This window comes from Nocardia sp. FBN12 (assembly GCF_050320175.1).
In the GTDB taxonomy this organism is placed as follows: Bacteria; Actinomycetota; Actinomycetes; order Mycobacteriales; family Mycobacteriaceae; genus Nocardia.
This window is the reverse complement of sequence record NZ_CP190048.1, coordinates 2,930,603-2,945,117: the sequence shown is the minus strand read 5'-3', so window position 1 is coordinate 2,945,117 and position 14,515 is coordinate 2,930,603. Positions and strand designations below refer to the sequence as shown.

Annotated in this window: 15 protein-coding genes; 4 read left to right on the top strand and 11 right to left on the bottom strand. The window is 68.4% G+C overall.

Going from position 1 to position 14,515, the window contains the following annotated elements; translation table 11 throughout:
• Positions 1-33 precede the first annotated feature (33 nt).
• The 3 genes from ACQHI0_RS14285 to ACQHI0_RS14275 form a co-directional block, all read right to left on the bottom strand.
• Positions 34-819, bottom strand: a complete 786-nt coding sequence (locus ACQHI0_RS14285) for a 2-keto-4-pentenoate hydratase (RefSeq protein WP_427908424.1) — start codon at positions 817-819, stop codon at positions 34-36.
• 97 nt (positions 820-916) lie between these two features.
• On the bottom strand, positions 917-2,317 hold the full coding sequence (locus ACQHI0_RS14280) for an MDR family MFS transporter (RefSeq protein ID WP_427908423.1): 1,401 nt from the start codon (positions 2,315-2,317) through the stop codon (positions 917-919).
• A 14-nt stretch (positions 2,318-2,331) separates the two neighbouring features.
• The gene (locus ACQHI0_RS14275; protein ID WP_427908422.1) at positions 2,332-3,387 is read right to left on the bottom strand and encodes a 2Fe-2S iron-sulfur cluster-binding protein; all 1,056 of its coding nucleotides are present in this window, start codon (positions 3,385-3,387) and stop codon (positions 2,332-2,334) included.
• A 163-nt stretch (positions 3,388-3,550) separates the two neighbouring features.
• Between ACQHI0_RS14275 and ACQHI0_RS14270 the strand changes: the two genes are divergently transcribed.
• Together ACQHI0_RS14270 and ACQHI0_RS14265 are read left to right on the top strand one after the other, a co-directional pair.
• Positions 3,551-4,348, top strand: coding sequence for a mycofactocin-coupled SDR family oxidoreductase (locus tag ACQHI0_RS14270; protein ID WP_427908421.1), 798 nt, complete (start codon positions 3,551-3,553; stop codon positions 4,346-4,348).
• A 1-nt stretch (position 4,349) separates the two neighbouring features.
• Positions 4,350-5,177, top strand: coding sequence for a mycofactocin-coupled SDR family oxidoreductase (locus ACQHI0_RS14265; RefSeq protein ID WP_427908420.1), 828 nt, complete (start codon positions 4,350-4,352; stop codon positions 5,175-5,177).
• Positions 5,178-5,234: 57 nt separating this feature from the next.
• Here ACQHI0_RS14265 and ACQHI0_RS14260 read toward each other — a convergent pair whose 3' ends face one another.
• The 6 genes from ACQHI0_RS14260 to ACQHI0_RS14235 all read right to left on the bottom strand — a co-directional run bounded on the left by ACQHI0_RS14260 (position 5,235) and on the right by ACQHI0_RS14235 (position 10,863).
• On the bottom strand, positions 5,235-6,104 hold the full coding sequence (locus ACQHI0_RS14260) for an alpha/beta fold hydrolase (protein WP_427908419.1): 870 nt from the start codon (positions 6,102-6,104) through the stop codon (positions 5,235-5,237).
• Positions 6,101-6,892 (bottom strand): SDR family NAD(P)-dependent oxidoreductase, encoded by a 792-nt coding sequence (locus ACQHI0_RS14255; protein WP_427908418.1) that lies wholly within the window; start codon positions 6,890-6,892, stop codon positions 6,101-6,103. The genes ACQHI0_RS14260 and ACQHI0_RS14255 overlap by 4 nt, the downstream gene beginning before the upstream one ends.
• A 23-nt stretch (positions 6,893-6,915) precedes the next feature.
• Positions 6,916-7,173 (bottom strand): hypothetical protein, encoded by a 258-nt coding sequence (locus ACQHI0_RS14250; protein WP_427908417.1) that lies wholly within the window; start codon positions 7,171-7,173, stop codon positions 6,916-6,918.
• 5 nt (positions 7,174-7,178) lie between these two features.
• On the bottom strand, positions 7,179-8,840 hold the full coding sequence (locus ACQHI0_RS14245; RefSeq protein ID WP_427908416.1) for an FAD-dependent oxidoreductase: 1,662 nt from the start codon (positions 8,838-8,840) through the stop codon (positions 7,179-7,181).
• Positions 8,841-8,851: 11 nt separating this feature from the next.
• Entirely contained in the window at positions 8,852-9,223 is a 372-nt protein-coding gene (locus ACQHI0_RS14240) for a nuclear transport factor 2 family protein (protein ID WP_427908415.1), read from the bottom strand.
• A gap of 104 nt (positions 9,224-9,327) precedes the next feature.
• Positions 9,328-10,863 (bottom strand): FAD-binding protein, encoded by a 1,536-nt coding sequence (locus ACQHI0_RS14235; protein ID WP_427908414.1) that lies wholly within the window; start codon positions 10,861-10,863, stop codon positions 9,328-9,330.
• Between the two features lie 186 nt (positions 10,864-11,049).
• On the opposite strand from ACQHI0_RS14235, the gene ACQHI0_RS14230 reads away from it, so the two are divergent.
• Positions 11,050-12,681 (top strand): flavin-containing monooxygenase, encoded by a 1,632-nt coding sequence (locus ACQHI0_RS14230; RefSeq protein WP_427908413.1) that lies wholly within the window; start codon positions 11,050-11,052, stop codon positions 12,679-12,681.
• Positions 12,682-12,727: 46 nt separating this feature from the next.
• On the opposite strand, the gene ACQHI0_RS14225 is transcribed toward ACQHI0_RS14230, so the two are convergent.
• Entirely contained in the window at positions 12,728-13,234 is a 507-nt protein-coding gene (locus ACQHI0_RS14225; RefSeq protein ID WP_427908412.1) for a flavin reductase family protein, read from the bottom strand.
• A 129-nt stretch (positions 13,235-13,363) separates the two neighbouring features.
• Here ACQHI0_RS14225 and ACQHI0_RS14220 point away from each other — a divergent pair, with 129 nt between their 5' ends.
• On the top strand, positions 13,364-14,050 hold the full coding sequence (locus ACQHI0_RS14220; protein WP_427908411.1) for a PadR family transcriptional regulator: 687 nt from the start codon (positions 13,364-13,366) through the stop codon (positions 14,048-14,050).
• On the opposite strand, the gene ACQHI0_RS14215 is transcribed toward ACQHI0_RS14220, so the two are convergent.
• Entirely contained in the window at positions 14,047-14,493 is a 447-nt protein-coding gene (locus tag ACQHI0_RS14215) for a MerR family transcriptional regulator (protein WP_427908410.1), read from the bottom strand. The genes ACQHI0_RS14220 and ACQHI0_RS14215 overlap by 4 nt on opposite strands.
• Positions 14,494-14,515: the final 22 nt, after the last annotated feature.

Genomic DNA, 14,515 nt, shown 5'->3' with positions numbered 1-14,515 from the left:
GATGGCGGCCGGGCAGGCCGGGGTGAGATCGGCTCAGGTGAACGACAGGCGGACGGAGCCGAGTCCGGTGAAATCGGCCAGGAACTCGTCGCCCGCCCTGGCGTCGATGGCGCGGGTGCAGGAACCGGGCAACACGATGTCGCCCGCCTTCAACCGCACGCCGAAGCTCGCGACTTTGCGAGCCAGCCAGGCGACGGCGATCACCGGATCGCCGAGGACCGCGTCGCTGCGGCCTTCGGCGATGACCTCACCGTTGCGGGTGAGCACGGCGTCGATCGCGGTGATGTCGATGTCGCCCGGGGCGACACGCTCCTTGCCGAGCACGAAACCGGCCGACGAAGCGTTGTCGGAGATGGTGTCGGCCAGTCCGATCTTCCACTCGGTGATCCGCGAATCGATCAGTTCGATCGACGGTGCGTAGGCGACAGTCGCGGCGAGTACGTCGGCCTCGGTGCAGTCCGCACCGGGCAGATCGGCGCCGAGGATGAACCCGACCTCGACCTCCACCCGGGGAAGGAGGAACTTCGAGGTGTCGACGGGGACGTCTTCGAAGACCTCCATGTCGGCGAGCAGGTGACCGTAGTCGGGCTCATCGACTCCCATCATCTGCTGCATCGCCTTCGACGACAGCCCCACTTTGTGCCCGACGACCTTCCCGCCGTCGTCCAGCCTGCGCCGGATATTGAGTAGCTGGACCTCGTACGCGTCCACCACATCGATGCCCGGATACCGGTCGGCGATGGGGGACACGGCCACCCGATCCAGTTCCGCTCGCGCCAGTTCGGCCGCGAGCGCGGTGCGCATGCCCGTTGTCAGCATCCTGGCTCCCTGTTCTCGTCTGGTCTTTGCCACTTCATGCTGGTGGTCGGCACCGCGCACCGGGCAGGCACCTCCCGCTGGATGGACAGGAAATTCTTCAGGTCCGGCGGGGCATCGCCGCGCACGCGGCCACCAGCACGACCGTCATGACCGCGATGGAGACGAAGACGAGATGCACTGCGGCCGAGAGTGATTGCGGTGTCGGCGCACCCACCCCATCGAGGCGCGCATTGACGATCGCGCCGAACACGGCCACCCCCACCGCGCTGCCGAGCGACCGCGCGAACATGGTGGCCGAGGTGACGACACCGCGTTCGGCCCACCGCGCGCTCGTCTGGGCCGCGATGAGCGTCGGTGTCGCCACCAGGCCCATGCCCGCACCCACCACGAAACACGACGCGGCGACTTGCCACAGCGGCGAGTTCTCGTCGAGGAGCAGCGTGGTCGCCGCGCCGATCGCCGCGACGCTACTGCCGAGCACGGCACACGTGCGAAAGCCGAAGCGCAAGTACACCTTTCCCGCTCTGGCGGCGGCCAGCGGCCAGCCGAGTGTGAGCGCACCGGTGACCAGCCCCGCGACCAGCGCGCTTGACCCGAGCACACCCTGATTGAACATCGGCACATACGTGGTGAACCCGAACAGCAGCGCCCCGCCCAGCATGGCGGCGACACTGCTGGCGATCACCACCCGCCGGGTGAACACCCACAGCGGCAGAATCGGTTGCGTTGCCCGCGCTTCGACGACCACGAACAGCATCAGAGACAGCGCGGCACCGCCGAAGAGCGCGACGCCGGTCGGCGACCCCCACGCCCAGGCCCGGCCGCCCTCGAGCAGCCCGAGCACCAGCGCACCCGCGCCGAGCGTGAGCAGCACCGACCCGGCGTAGTCGACACTGCGGTGGCGCCGGGACACCGACTCGTGGAAATTGCGCACCAGCATCCACGCGGCGAGCGCGGCCAGCGGCAGGTTGACCAGGAAGATCCACCGCCAGCCGAGGTAGTCGGCACAGATGCCGCCGAGCAGCGGGCCGGTCACCGACGCCACCGCCCAGACACCGGCCAGATAACCCTGGATGGTGGCACGCTCGGCCAGCGTGTACAGGTCACTCGCGATCACCATGGTCGTCGGCTGGATGGCGCCTGCGCCGATGCCCTGGATCGCGCGGAACACGATCAGGGCGAGCATGCTGCTCGCCAGCCCACACAGCAGCGAGCCGAGCGCGAACACCGCGATCCCGAACAGCATCACCGGCTTGCGGCCGAACGTGTCGGCTAGCGCGCCGTAGATCGGCACGGTGACAGCCTGCGCGAGCAGATAGCTCGTGAACAGCCACGGGAACAACATGAAATCGCCGAGGCTGTCGGTGATCGACAGCACCGCGGTCGCCAGGATCGTCGAATCGAGCGCGACGAGTCCGGTGGCCAGCATCAGCGAGGCGAGCACCGGCCCACGGTCCGAGCCGAAGCCGACGTCGGATCGTGCGGTATCGGTTGCCACAGAACACCTCTCGTTCAGAAGCGGATACGAACCTGATCGGTGCGCGGACGGGCCTGGCAGGCCAGGGTGTAACCGGCGTCGATGTCGTCCTGATCGAGGATCGCCGAGTTGATCATGGTGACCTCGCCGTCGACGACGGTGCACGCGCACGAGCCGCATTCGCCTTCGCGGCAGGAGTACGGGACGTCGAGTCCGTCGGCGAGCATGACGTCGACGAGGGTGCGCGAGCGCGGCCAGCTCAGCGCGTGCACGGTCCCGTCGAGTTCCACCTCCACCTGCGCCGCGTCCTCGGTATCGGCGGGGTCGAGCGGCTCGGGCTCGGCGAAGGGGTCACCGGACAGCGAGACGAACACCTCGGTGGTGACGCGCTCGCGCGGCCAGCCCGCGCCGGCCAGCGCCCCGGTCACCGCCGACATGAACGGTCCCGGCCCGCACACGAACGACTCGAAGGACGGATACGGTGCGGCGAACTCGGCCAGCTGGGCCGCGGTGGGCAGGCCCTGGAGCGATTCGAGCCAGTGCGCCACGGTGATCCGGCCCGGATACCGCGCGACGAGATCGCGGAGGGCATCGGCGAAGATGACCGACTGCTGATCGCGATTGGCGTAGAACAGCACCACCCGGCCCGTGCCGTGTGCCAGGGCGGAACGCAGGATCGACATCACCGGTGTGATGCCGCTGCCCGCCGCCCACAACAGCAGATCGGTGTCGAGGGAAGCCGGGGTGAAAGTGCCCTGCGGCGGCAGTACGTCGACGGTGTCACCGACGGCGATGTTGTCGCACAACCAGTTCGAGCCGTAGCCGCCCGCGGTGCGCTTGACCGTGACCTGCGGCGGTTCACCCGTGAACGGCGAACTCGCCAGCGAATAGCAGCGGGCCACCGGTTGGGCCCGCTCGCTCGGGATACGCAGCGTGAGGAACTGGCCCGGCCGGTAGGCGAAGCGGTCGGCGAGCTCTTCGGGCACGTCGAACACCAGCGACCGCGCGTCGGCCGTCTCCTCGATCACCGCCGATACGCGCAGCGTCACCACCCGCGAGCCACGCGGAACGTCGACAGTCGCCCTCGTCACTGGTGTCCTCCTCGATCACAGAACTGGTCTTGCGGAGCAACCGTCGCAGGCGCGGCGACGCTGCGCAGCCATGGTTCCCGGTGGTCGGGACATCGCCGTGCACTGCCCACTGACCGGGAAGACCAGGGCAGACGCGGTGGGCGATGACCCTAGCGTCGGGCCGATGAACCGCATGCAACACACCGTCGCGCTGGTGACCGGTGCGGCCGGGGGAATGGGCCGCGCCCATTGCCGTCGGCTGGCCGAGGAAGGCGCCGACATCATCGCACTCGACATCGAGGCAGCCGCGGCCGAATTGGCCGAGACGGCAAAGGAAGTCGAATCAACAGGTCGTCAGTGCGTCACCGGCTTCGCCGACGTGCGCGATCAGGCGTCCCTGGACGTGGCGGTCGCCGACGGCGTCGCCGCGTTCGGCCGCCTCGACGTGATCGTGGCCAACGCCGGCATCTACACCGACCTCGGTCTGTCCTGGGAACTGACCGACCAGGCGTGGCAACGCACCATCGACATCAACCTCACCGGCATGTGGCATACCGTGCGCGCGGCTGTTCCGGCGCTGAGCGACGGCGGCTCGGTCGTGATCGTGAGCTCCACCAACGGCATCATCGGCGCGGCCGCCGCCGCGCACTACTCGGCGAGCAAGCACGCCGTGGTCGGACTCGCCCGCACTCTGGCCAACGAACTCGGCCCGCGGGGGATCCGGGTGAACACGGTGCATCCCGGCTCGGTCGCCACGCCGATGATCTTCAACGACGCGGTGTACGCGAAACTGCGTCCCGACCTGCCGAATCCGACTCGGGAGGACGCGGCGGAGGTGCTGGCTCGCCGCACCATTCTCCCGGTTCCGTGGGTGGATCCGGTCGACGTCAGCAACGCCGTGCTCTTCCTCGCATCCGACGAGTCCCGTTTCGTGACGGGAATCCAACTCGTGGTGGATGCCGGACTTACTCAGAAGGTGTGACATGGGACGGGTTTCGGGCAAGATCGCGCTGATCACCGGCGCGGCGCGTGGTATCGGGCGCGCACAGGCCATCCGGCTGGCCGAGGAAGGCGCCGACATCGTCGCCGTCGATATCTGCGGACCGGTCGAGACGGTGGTGTCGCCGGGTGCGACGCCGCAGGACCTCGCCGAGACCGTGCGCGCGGTCGAGGCGACCGGCGCGCGGATCGTCGCCGCCACCGTCGACGTTCGCGACGGTGGCGCACTGCGGGCCGCGGTCGACGCGGGCGTCGCGGAGCTGGGCGGGCTCGACATCGTGTGCGCCACCGCCGGAATCAGTTCCAGCGGTGCGGCATTGGAACTGACCGAACAGCAGTGGCAGACGATGATCGACGTCAACCTCACGGGCGTGTGGCAGACGTGCAAAGCCGCCACCCCGCACCTGATCGCGCGCGGGGGCGGCGCGATGATCCTGACCAGCTCGATCGCGGGACTGCGCGGTCTGGTCGGCGTCGCGCACTACACCGCCGCCAAGCACGGGGTGGTCGGCCTGATGCGATCGCTGGCGAAAGAGCTTGCCCCGCATCATGTCCGGGTGAACTCGGTGCATCCGACCAATGTCGACACTCCGATGATCCAGAACGACATGGTGCGCAAGGTGTTCCGGCCCGACCGGGAGAATCCCACCCGCGAGGAGTTCGCCGAAGCCGCCGTGTCGATGAACATGCTGCCGATCCCGTGGGTCGATCCGGTCGACATCGCCAATGCCGCCCTGTTCCTCGGCTCGGACGAGGGCCGCTTCATCACCGCGGTGACGTTGCCCATCGACGCGGGCAGTACTCAGCGCTAGCCGCGGAAAACAGAAAATGCGCGGGCCGCCGGATGGCAGCCCGCGCACTTTCTTGTCTCAGCTCGCGGCGTCCTTGCGGGTGAGGAAGGCCAGTACCGCCGACTCGAATTCGTTCTTGCGTTCGATCATCGCCCAGTGCCCGCAGTTCGGGAACACGTGCAGTTCGGCGCGCGGAATCGTGCGCATCGGGATCAGTGCCATATCGAGGGGGCTCACCCGATCGTCACGTCCCCAGGTGATCAGCGTTGGCGCGGCCACCTTGTGCAGCATCGCCCACGGCGGCGGCGCGTCGGAGGCCTCCATCGCCTTGATCATCATCGCGAACGCGGCCTTGCTGTACATCCGGCGGGCACTGTCGAGGGTCGCGGGATCGGTGGCCTGGGTCCAGCGCTCCTCGATCAGTTCCTCGGTGACCATCGCCGGGTCGTACACCATCGAGTGCAGCCACTGGATCAGCCGCTCACGGGTGGGTTCCTCGGTGAACTCCTGCAGCAGCTTGATGCCCTCGCCGGGGCCGGGGCTGAACAGGTTGCGGCCGATGCCGCCGATCGTCACCAGCTTGCCGACCCGCTCCGGGTGGGCGATGGCGTAGTTGAGCGCCACCCCGCCACCCATCGAGTTGCCGATGATATCGACGCTGTCCAGGCCGAGCGCGTCGACGAAACGGACCACCGAATCCAGCGCGGTGATCATCGGATGTCCGCCGAAGTCGTCACTCACCCCGAAACCGGGGAACTCCAGGACAAGACAGCGGAATCGTTCCGCGAACACGGCGAGGTTGCCGCGGAAGTTGCGCCACCCGGTGACGCCGGGCCCCGATCCGTGCAGGAGCAGCAGCGGCGGTCCCTCGCCTGCCTCGTGGTAACGCAGAACGCCTGCGTCGGTGGTGATCTCGCGCAGCGTGCCCTCGTAGCTCAGGTCGGTCATGCGTGCGTCCCACCGTCGATGCGGATCTCGGTGCCGGTGATGAACGCACCGTCCTCGGAGACGAGCATGGCGATCACGCCCGCCACCGCGGCCGGGTCGCCCATGCCCGCGCCGCCGGATTCGAGGTCGGTCGGCAGGATCGGCGACAGCTTGCCGAACAGCGCCCAGTTGGCGTCGGAGGGCACGTATCCACCGGTGGCTTCGGTGATTCCGGACTTGATGCTGCCGGGCGCGACGCAGACCGCGCGCAGACCCTGGCCGCCGTACTCGAGCGCGATGGCGTGGGTGAAGGACTGGATGCCGCCCTTGCTCGCCGCGTAGGCCGCCATGTACGGGTGCGCGAACGCGGCCGAGGTGGAGCTGAAGTTCACCACGGTCGCGCGCGGGTTGGCCAGCAGCGTGGGCAGCGCCTCGCGAACCACCAGGAAGGTGCCGGTGAGGTTCACCCGGATGATCAGGTCCCACAGGTCGAGTGGGGTCTGATCGGTGTGCGAGGCACGCAGGATGCCTGCCGCGTTCACCAGTGAATCCAGGCCGCCGAGGGTCTCGATCGAGGATCGGACGCCTTGGATCACCGACTGTTCGTCGCCGATATCGATGGTGAGGGTGGTGAGCCGATCGGCGGTGCCGCGCTCGGCGGCCTGCGCGCTGGTCGCGGCGAGGCCCTCGGCCGACACGTCGGCGGCGACCACGCGGGCACCCTCGTCGAGCAGTCGCAGGGCGGTGGCCTGGCCGATGCCCGAGGCAGCGCCGGTGACCAGCGTCCGGTGGTTGTCGAGTCTGTTCATGGTTGTACTCCTGGTCTCGAGTGTCAGCCGAGCCGGCCGGGAACCGGTTCGTGGCGGAGCTGATCGGTCGCCAATACGCCCGCGCGGACTGCGTTCTCGACGGAATCACGCAGGGCGGGGCAGGTGGGGATCCAGTTGCTGTGCTCACCGAGTGCCGCGCGCCGAGCGAACTCGGGGCACGCGGACTCGGCGTTGTCGAGCCACTGGATGCTGGTGTGGCTCGGACTGAACTTCTCGGCGAGCACCTTGTTGCCGCAGGTGGCGCATTCGACGGGTTGCACGGCCGTTACCGCTCGCCTGCGGCGTGGCGCGCGCCGATGTACCCGAACACCATGGCCGGACCGATCGTCGCGCCGGCGCCGGCGTAGTCGTTGCCCATCACCGCGGCGGAGGTGTTGCCCGCGGCGTAGAGGCCGGGGATGGCGGAACCGTCCGCGCGCAGCACCTGGGCGTCGGCGTTGTAGACCAAGCCGCCCTTGGTGCCGAGGTCGCCGATCCGTACCCGCAGCGCGTAGTACGGGCCCTTGTCCAGCACATCGAGCGCGGGGGTGGCCAGGGTCGGATCGCCGTAGTAGTTGTCGTAGGCGCTGACGCCGCGACCGAAGTCCGCGTCGTGGCCGTCGCGGGCGAAACCGTTGAAGCGTCCGACGGTGTCGCGCAGCGCGTCGACGGGCACGCCGATCGCGGTGGCGAGTCCCTCGATGTCGGGCGCGGTCTGCATCAGGCCGGTCGTCAGCCAGGACGCCGGGAACTTCTGGCCGGGCACGATGCCACCGATGGGGTAGCGGCTCTTGGCCTTCGCGTCGAAGACCAGCCAGGCCGGATCGTGGCTGCCCTCGAGCTGGGCATGCACGAAGGTCACATACGGCGACGCCTCGTTGGTGAAGCGATTGCCGGTGCTGTCGACGATGATCGAGCGCGGGATCGACCGCTCCGACACCAGCACCTGGTTGATGCCTTCGGGGCGCTGGAACGACGGCATCCACCACGCGTCGTCCATGAGATCGACTGCCGCGCCGATCTTCTCACCCGCGATGATGCCGTCGCCGGTGTTGTCCGTCGACGCGGCGCTGAAGTTGTCGCGCCCACCCTCGGGCAGGTAGTCCTTGCGCATGGCCTGGTTGTATTCGAAACCACCGGTGGCCAGCAGCACACCGTCGCGCGCCTTGATCAGGATCTCGCGGCCGTCGCGTTCGGCGAGCACGCCGAGCACCGCGCCCGAGTCGTCGGTGATCAGCGAACGCAGCGGGGTGTCGAGCCACAGCGGCACCCCGGCATCGCGCACGGCCAGTCGCAGCCGGGCGATCAGTGCGCGGCCGAGGGTGTCCATGTGCCTGCGCATCATGATCGCCTTGACCGCCCGCAGGCCGGTCAGCAGCGCGGTCCAGCGTGCCTTCCAGGTGCGGGTCACCATGTTGAGCTGGACGAAGTCCTTCGAGGTGATGAACAGTCCGGGCGGTGTCGCCAGCGCGGCGGGACGCAGCAGATCCTCGTCCGGGCCGAGCTGTTTGAGATCGACCGGCAGCGGCTCGATGGACCGGCCCGCGGGCCGGCCGCCGGGCGCTTCGGGGTGGTAGTCGGAGTAGCCGGTGCACCACTGGAAACGCAGGTGCGGGCTGGTCTCGAGGAAGGCGAGCATCTTCGGGCCCTCGTCGATGAACGCGTCGAGGTTCGCCGACGGCACGCGGTCGCCGACGACCGCGTCGAGGTAGGCGCGCACATCGGCGCGGGAATCGCCGAGTCCCGCACGGAGCAACGTCGGATTGTTGGGCACCCAGACGCCGCCGCCCGAGAGCGCGGTGCTGCCGCCGTAGACGGAGGCCTTCTCGATGATCAGGGTGTCGAGGCCGCGGTCGGCGGCGGCGAGCGCGGCGGTCAACCCGCCCGCGCCGGTGCCGACCACGAGGAAGCCGACTTCGTGATCCCAGTGTTGTTCGGTCGCAGTCATTTTCGCCTCGCTCAGCCGACGACCATGTCGTCCTGGGACCAGAACGCGCGCATGCTCACGATGCGGGCGTCCTCGTCGAAGGTCATGACATCGATCGGATCGAGGGTGAAGGTCTGCTCACCGAACTTGGTGACCACCCGGAAGCTGAACGCGGCGCTGTCGCCCGAGACGCGGACCGAGAACAGTTCGGTCGAACGCTCCAGCGGCTCGATGTTGTCGTAGAACTTCTTGATCGCGGCGTGGCCGACGTGCGGTTCGCTGCCGACCGGGTCCTCCACCGTCGCGTCCTCGCGGTAGAGGGCGACGACGTCGGCGGCCGTACCGGTGCCGACGGCCTCCACATATTTGCGCACCGTCGCGCGAATGTCGTCCGCTGAAGCCATCGTGTCGCTCCTGAAAAAGTTGAAGGGGGTGAATATGTGAACAGAACCACATTCGGTGGCCCGAGTGACCGGCCCCTCCCGTCCAGCGGGAGGGACCGGGGTGGTCATTCGCCGAGGATGTGCCGCACGGCGAGGTGGCTGAACAGCATCGACGCGCCGATCGGGTTGCCGCCGCCGGGGTAGACCTCGCCGCTCACGGCGGCCATGGTGTTGCCCGCGGCGTAGAGGCCGGGGATCGGTTCGCCGTCGCGGCCGAGCACACGCGCGGCGCTGTCGGTGCGCAGGCCGCCCTTGGTGCCCAGGTCGGAGATGCCGAACGCCGCCGCGTGGTACGGGCCCTTCTCGATGGTCACCAGCGGCGGTTCGCCGTTGGAGAAGGCCCGGTCGTAGGCCTCGTCGCCACGTCCGAAATCGGAGTCGACGCCGGTGGCGACCATCCCGTTGAACCGCTCGACGGTGGCCTCCAGGTTCGCCGCGGGCACGCCGATCTTCTCGGCCAGCTCGGCGAGGGTGTCGGCGGTGTGCCACAGACCCGCGTCGACGTATTTCTCGGTCTCGACCATGGAGACGTTGGTGGCCTTGATCGGCGGCACCTCGCCTTCGGAGTCGTCGTAGATCATCCAGAACGGCAGGGTGAGCCCGCGGTCGTTCATCTGCCGGATCACGTCGCGGCCGAGCCGGTCGTAGGGGGCTGACTCGTTGACGAAGCGCTTGCCCTCCTGGTCGACGAAGATGCCGCCGGTGAACCAGAGCGCGAACGCCGAACGCCCGTCGGGATGGGTCAGTCCCGGCGACCACCACGCCTGATCCATCAGATCGGTGTCGGCGCCCGCCGCGATGCCCGCCTCGTGCGCCTTGCCCTGATTTCCCCAGGGCCCCATCGTGTCTCGCGCCTCGCCCGGCACGCCGTAGTGCTTGCGCAGCGCGTCGTTCTGCTCGAATCCACCCGCCGCGAGGATCACCCCGCGCCGCGCGCGGATCGCGACCCTGGCGCCGTCGCGTTCGACGATCGCGCCGGTCACCACGCCGTCCTCGACCACCAGTTGCACCAGCGGCGAGTTCAGGTGCAGCTGCGCGTGCGGATAGCTCGAGATCGCGCGCAGCATCCGGCCGATCAGCGCCTGCCCGCCGATCAGCAGGTCCTGCGGGGGAGCGCCGAGCCGGTCGGTGTCGAGCGTTCCGCGCAGTGATTCGCGCAGCGGGCCCATCTCGGCCGCCGGGAGCGGCGTCGGCATGATGTGGCGCTGACCGTCGAGCCGGGCCTTGGGCGCCTTACCGAAGTAGTCCGGCCACGGCAGCACCATGAACGCGAAATGATCGTCGGCTTCGAGGTATTCGATGAGATCGCGACCCCGTCGGACATAGGTCTGCTGCAGCTCGTCCGGGGTGCGGTCACCGACCACGGCCCTGTAGTAGGTGAGCGCGTCGTCGATCGTGTCGTCGGTGCCCTCGCGCTCCAGCACCGGGTTGCAGGGGAACCACACCCCGCCGCCGCCCGAATAGGCCGTCGTGCCGCCGAACTTGTCGGTCGCCTCGACCACCGCGACGCTGAGGCCCTCGCGGGCAGCGGTGTAGGCGCCGGCCAAGCCGCCACCCGATCCCGCGACCAGCACATCGACCTCTTCGTTCCAGTCCACCACTGTTTCCTCCTGATACCACCTCGAATTGCGCTCGACGGTAGGCCCGGCGCCGATGCCTGTGAGGTGGGTCTCCCGATCACCGGGAGGGCGAATGTGCCGGTCAGCGGGAAGGGGGCCTGCTCGAACGCGGTGCGTGTCCTTAGCGTCGCCCGCTGAGAAACCGGTCTCCATCGAAAGGTAGGCACTGTGAACCCCGAGACCCCATCGGCACCAGCGAAAGGCCCGGCCGACGTCGACGTGGTCGTCGTCGGTGCGGGCATCGCCGGCCTCTACGCGCTGCACCGCTTCCGCGGCAGCGGTCTCAGCGTGCGGGTGTTCGAAGCCGGCGACGGTGTGGGCGGCGTCTGGTACTGGAACCGCTACCCGGGCGCGCGCTGCGATGTCGAGAGCGTCGACTACTCGTACTCCTTCGACGACGCGCTGCAACAGGAGTGGAACTGGAGCGAGAAGTACGCCACCCAGCCCGAGATCCTGGCCTACCTCGAGCACGTCGCCGATCGCTACGACCTGCGCCGCGACATCGAATTCGACACGCGCGTCACCGACATCGTGCTCGACGAGCAGACCCTGCGCTGGCAGGTCGACACCTACACCGGCCGCGCGGTCTCGGCGAGGTTCGTCGTGCTGGCCACCGGGCCGCTGTCGAACGCGAACACCCCGGCCATCGACGGACTCGATACCTTCGCGGGGCAGATCCTGCACACCTCGCACTGGCCGCACGAGGGGGTCGATCTCGCCGGTCAGCGAGTCGGCGTGATCGGTACCGGATCCTCCGGCATCCAGACGATCCCGTGTGTGGCCGAACAGGCCGAGCGGTTGCACGTATTCCAGCGCACCGCCAATTACAGTGTGCCCGCGGGCAATACACCGCTGACCGAGCAGGACCGGGCGGCGCAGAAGGCGAACTATCCCGAGCGCAGGCGGCTGTCGATGGCCAGCGGCGGCGGTTCGCCCCACCAGGCGCATCCGGAATCGGCGGTCGAGGTGAGCGAGCAGGAGAGGCGCGAGGCCTACGAGAAGCGCTGGGCGCTGGGCGGTGTGCTGTTCAGCAAGACCTTCCCCGACCAGCTCACCACGCTCGCCGCCAACGACACCGCCCGGGAATTCTGGGAGGAGAAGGTGCGCTCCGTCATCGAGGACCCTGCCGTCGCCGATCTGCTCGTCCCGCACGATCACCCCATCGGCACCAAGCGGATCTGCACCGACACGAACTACTACCAGACCTTCAACCGCGACAATGTGAACCTGGTCGACCTCAAGTCGACTCCGATCACCCGGATCGACGCCGCGGGCGTGCACACCACCGACACGCACTACCCCCTCGACACCCTCGTGCTCGCCACCGGATTCGACGCGATGACCGGATCGGTGTCGCGGATGAACATCGTCGGCCGCGGCGGCGAGACACTCAACCAGGCGTGGCGCGAAGGGCCGAAAACCTATCTGGGACTGGGGATGGCGGGCTTCCCGAACCTGTTCAACCTCACCGGTCCCGGCAGTCCGTCGGTGCTGGCCAACATGGTTTTGCACTCGGAACTGCACGTCGACTGGGTGGCCGAGGCCATCGGCTTCCTCGACAGCAGGGGAGCGGTGGCGATCGAAGCGCGCCAGGACGCGGTGGCGGAGTGGGTGCGCGAGTGCGTCGACCGGGCCGCGGGAACGCTGATGACACAGGCGAATTCGTGGTATCTGGGCGCGAACATCGAGGGCAGGCCACGGGTGTTCATGCCCTTCGTCGGCGGCTTCGGTGTCTACGGCCAGATCATCGCCGAGGTCGCGGCCGCCGGGTACAAGGGCTTCGACGTCATCGAGGCGTGACAGACGACGACGGGGTGGTCCACAATGGACCACCCCGTCGTTCGTGTCAGGCCGCGAAGCCGCCGAACCCGCCCTTGTAGAACAGCAGCGGCTGGGCGCCCTCGGTCGCCCGCAGGTCACCGATGCGGGCGAGCACCACGGTGTGGTCGCCCGCATCGTGCTCTAGCTCCACCGTCACCTCGATCTGGGCCAGCGCCCCGGCCAGCGCCGGTGCGCCGTTGCCCGCCCTTTCCCACTCGATACCGGCGAACTTGTCGGCCCCGCTCACCGCGAACTGACGGCACAGCGCGCTCTGCTCCTGGGCCAGGATGTTGATGCACAGGGAACCCGCCTCGCGCAGCAGCGGCCAGCTGGTCGAACTCTTGGCCGGGCAGAACGACACGTACGGCGGGTCGAGTGACACCGACACCACCGACTGACAGGTGAAGCCGAGCGGTCGCGTCCCATCGTGGGCGGCGATCACCGCGACGCCGGTCGCGAAGTGCCCGAGCACTCTGCGCAGGTCGGCGGGAGCCGGGATACCTGCGTCGACGACGACGTTGTCCGCGTTCATAGTTGTCCTTCCGAACGGAATCCGATGCTTCCCAGAATCCGGGAAGATCGGGGAGCGGCTCAAGACCGCCTCCCGGTCAGTGGTTGCCGAAGGGGGAATTCCGTTAAGGCCGGTTGCTAGCATTCAGCCATGGCTAACCCTGACCCCGACTCCGGCGTGCCCAACCTGCCGCCGACCAGCTGGGCGGTGCTCGCCATGCTCTCGTACGAGGAGGAGATCTCCGGCTACGACCTGAAGAAGTGGGCGGACTGGAGCCTGCGCTACGTCTACTGGACGCCCTCCTACAGCCAGATTTACGCCGAGCTGAAGAAGCTCGAGCAGCACGGCTTCGCGAGCTCGCGGCTCGATCCGGACAACACCATGCGCGCCCGGCGGCTTTACCAGATCACCGCCGAGGGCCGGGCTGCGGTGACGACGTGGTGGAACAAGGCCCCCGTGGATCCGTCGGTGCTCAAACACCATGTGCTGCTGCGGGTCATGTTCGGCCACCTCGGTTCCCCGGATCGGCTCAAGCAGATCCTGCACGACCACATCGCCGACGTCGACAAGCTCGCGCAACGCGCCGCCATAGATGCCGAAGCCGCGAAATCCGAACCGGGCTGGGCCTACTCGCAGCTCGTGCTGCAATGGGCGCAGCGCCACTACGCGACCGAACGCGACCTCGCCCAGCAGCTGATCGACGACATCGACAACGCGGCCACCGTGCTGGCCGGTGCCGAACACGACGACCGCTCCGACTACCCCCATCCGACGCCGGGGCGCTGGCGCGAGATCGAACAGCGGGTGCGCGAGGAGGAAGCGGGTCCGCCGGACTAGTTCTGCCGGTGTGCGTGAATCTGCGCGTGCGCCTCTTCGAGGGAGGATCCCGCCAGGAGCGCGGTGACTCCGCTCGTGAAGTGGGGGCATTCGACGATGTCGGTATGCGGGCAGACCATGCCATGGGCGATGGCGTCGCGTGCTGCCGATGCCTGAGCGATCCGCTCATCCAACTCGGCGAGCTTGCGCTGGTACAGATCTCGCCACCCGGCCTCAGCCAGCGCACGAGAGGCGAAGAACGCCTTGATCTCTCGCAACGTGAAGCCGACGTTCTGTAGCGCCAGGACCACACCGACCAGGCCGACCGTCGGGGGCGGATACCGCCGCTGGCCCGCGACCCGGGCCGGTGGCGCGAGCAGGCCCAGCTCCTCCCAATAACGCAGCGCGGAAGTGGCGACACCGGTGCGGCTCGCCAGCTCGCCGATCGTCAGCTGGTCACTCATTTGACTTCGAGCGTACTTGAAG

What these genes read in the sequence shown, in the direction of transcription:
- ACQHI0_RS14285 (WP_427908424.1), bottom strand. Translation starts at nt 819, where the DNA reads ATGCTGACAACGGGCATGCGCACCGCGCTCGCGGCCGAACTGGCGCGA.
- ACQHI0_RS14270 (WP_427908421.1), top strand. Translation starts at nt 3,551, where the DNA reads ATGAACCGCATGCAACACACCGTCGCGCTGGTGACCGGTGCGGCCGGG.
- ACQHI0_RS14265 (WP_427908420.1), top strand. Translation starts at nt 4,350, where the DNA reads ATGGGACGGGTTTCGGGCAAGATCGCGCTGATCACCGGCGCGGCGCGT.
- ACQHI0_RS14260 (WP_427908419.1), bottom strand. Translation starts at nt 6,104, where the DNA reads ATGACCGACCTGAGCTACGAGGGCACGCTGCGCGAGATCACCACCGAC.
- ACQHI0_RS14255 (WP_427908418.1), bottom strand. Translation starts at nt 6,892, where the DNA reads ATGAACAGACTCGACAACCACCGGACGCTGGTCACCGGCGCTGCCTCG.
- ACQHI0_RS14245 (WP_427908416.1), bottom strand. Translation starts at nt 8,840, where the DNA reads ATGACTGCGACCGAACAACACTGGGATCACGAAGTCGGCTTCCTCGTG.
- ACQHI0_RS14240 (WP_427908415.1), bottom strand. Translation starts at nt 9,223, where the DNA reads ATGGCTTCAGCGGACGACATTCGCGCGACGGTGCGCAAATATGTGGAG.
- ACQHI0_RS14225 (WP_427908412.1), bottom strand. Translation starts at nt 13,234, where the DNA reads ATGAACGCGGACAACGTCGTCGTCGACGCAGGTATCCCGGCTCCCGCC.
- ACQHI0_RS14220 (WP_427908411.1), top strand. Translation starts at nt 13,364, where the DNA reads ATGGCTAACCCTGACCCCGACTCCGGCGTGCCCAACCTGCCGCCGACC.
- ACQHI0_RS14215 (WP_427908410.1), bottom strand. Translation starts at nt 14,493, where the DNA reads ATGAGTGACCAGCTGACGATCGGCGAGCTGGCGAGCCGCACCGGTGTC.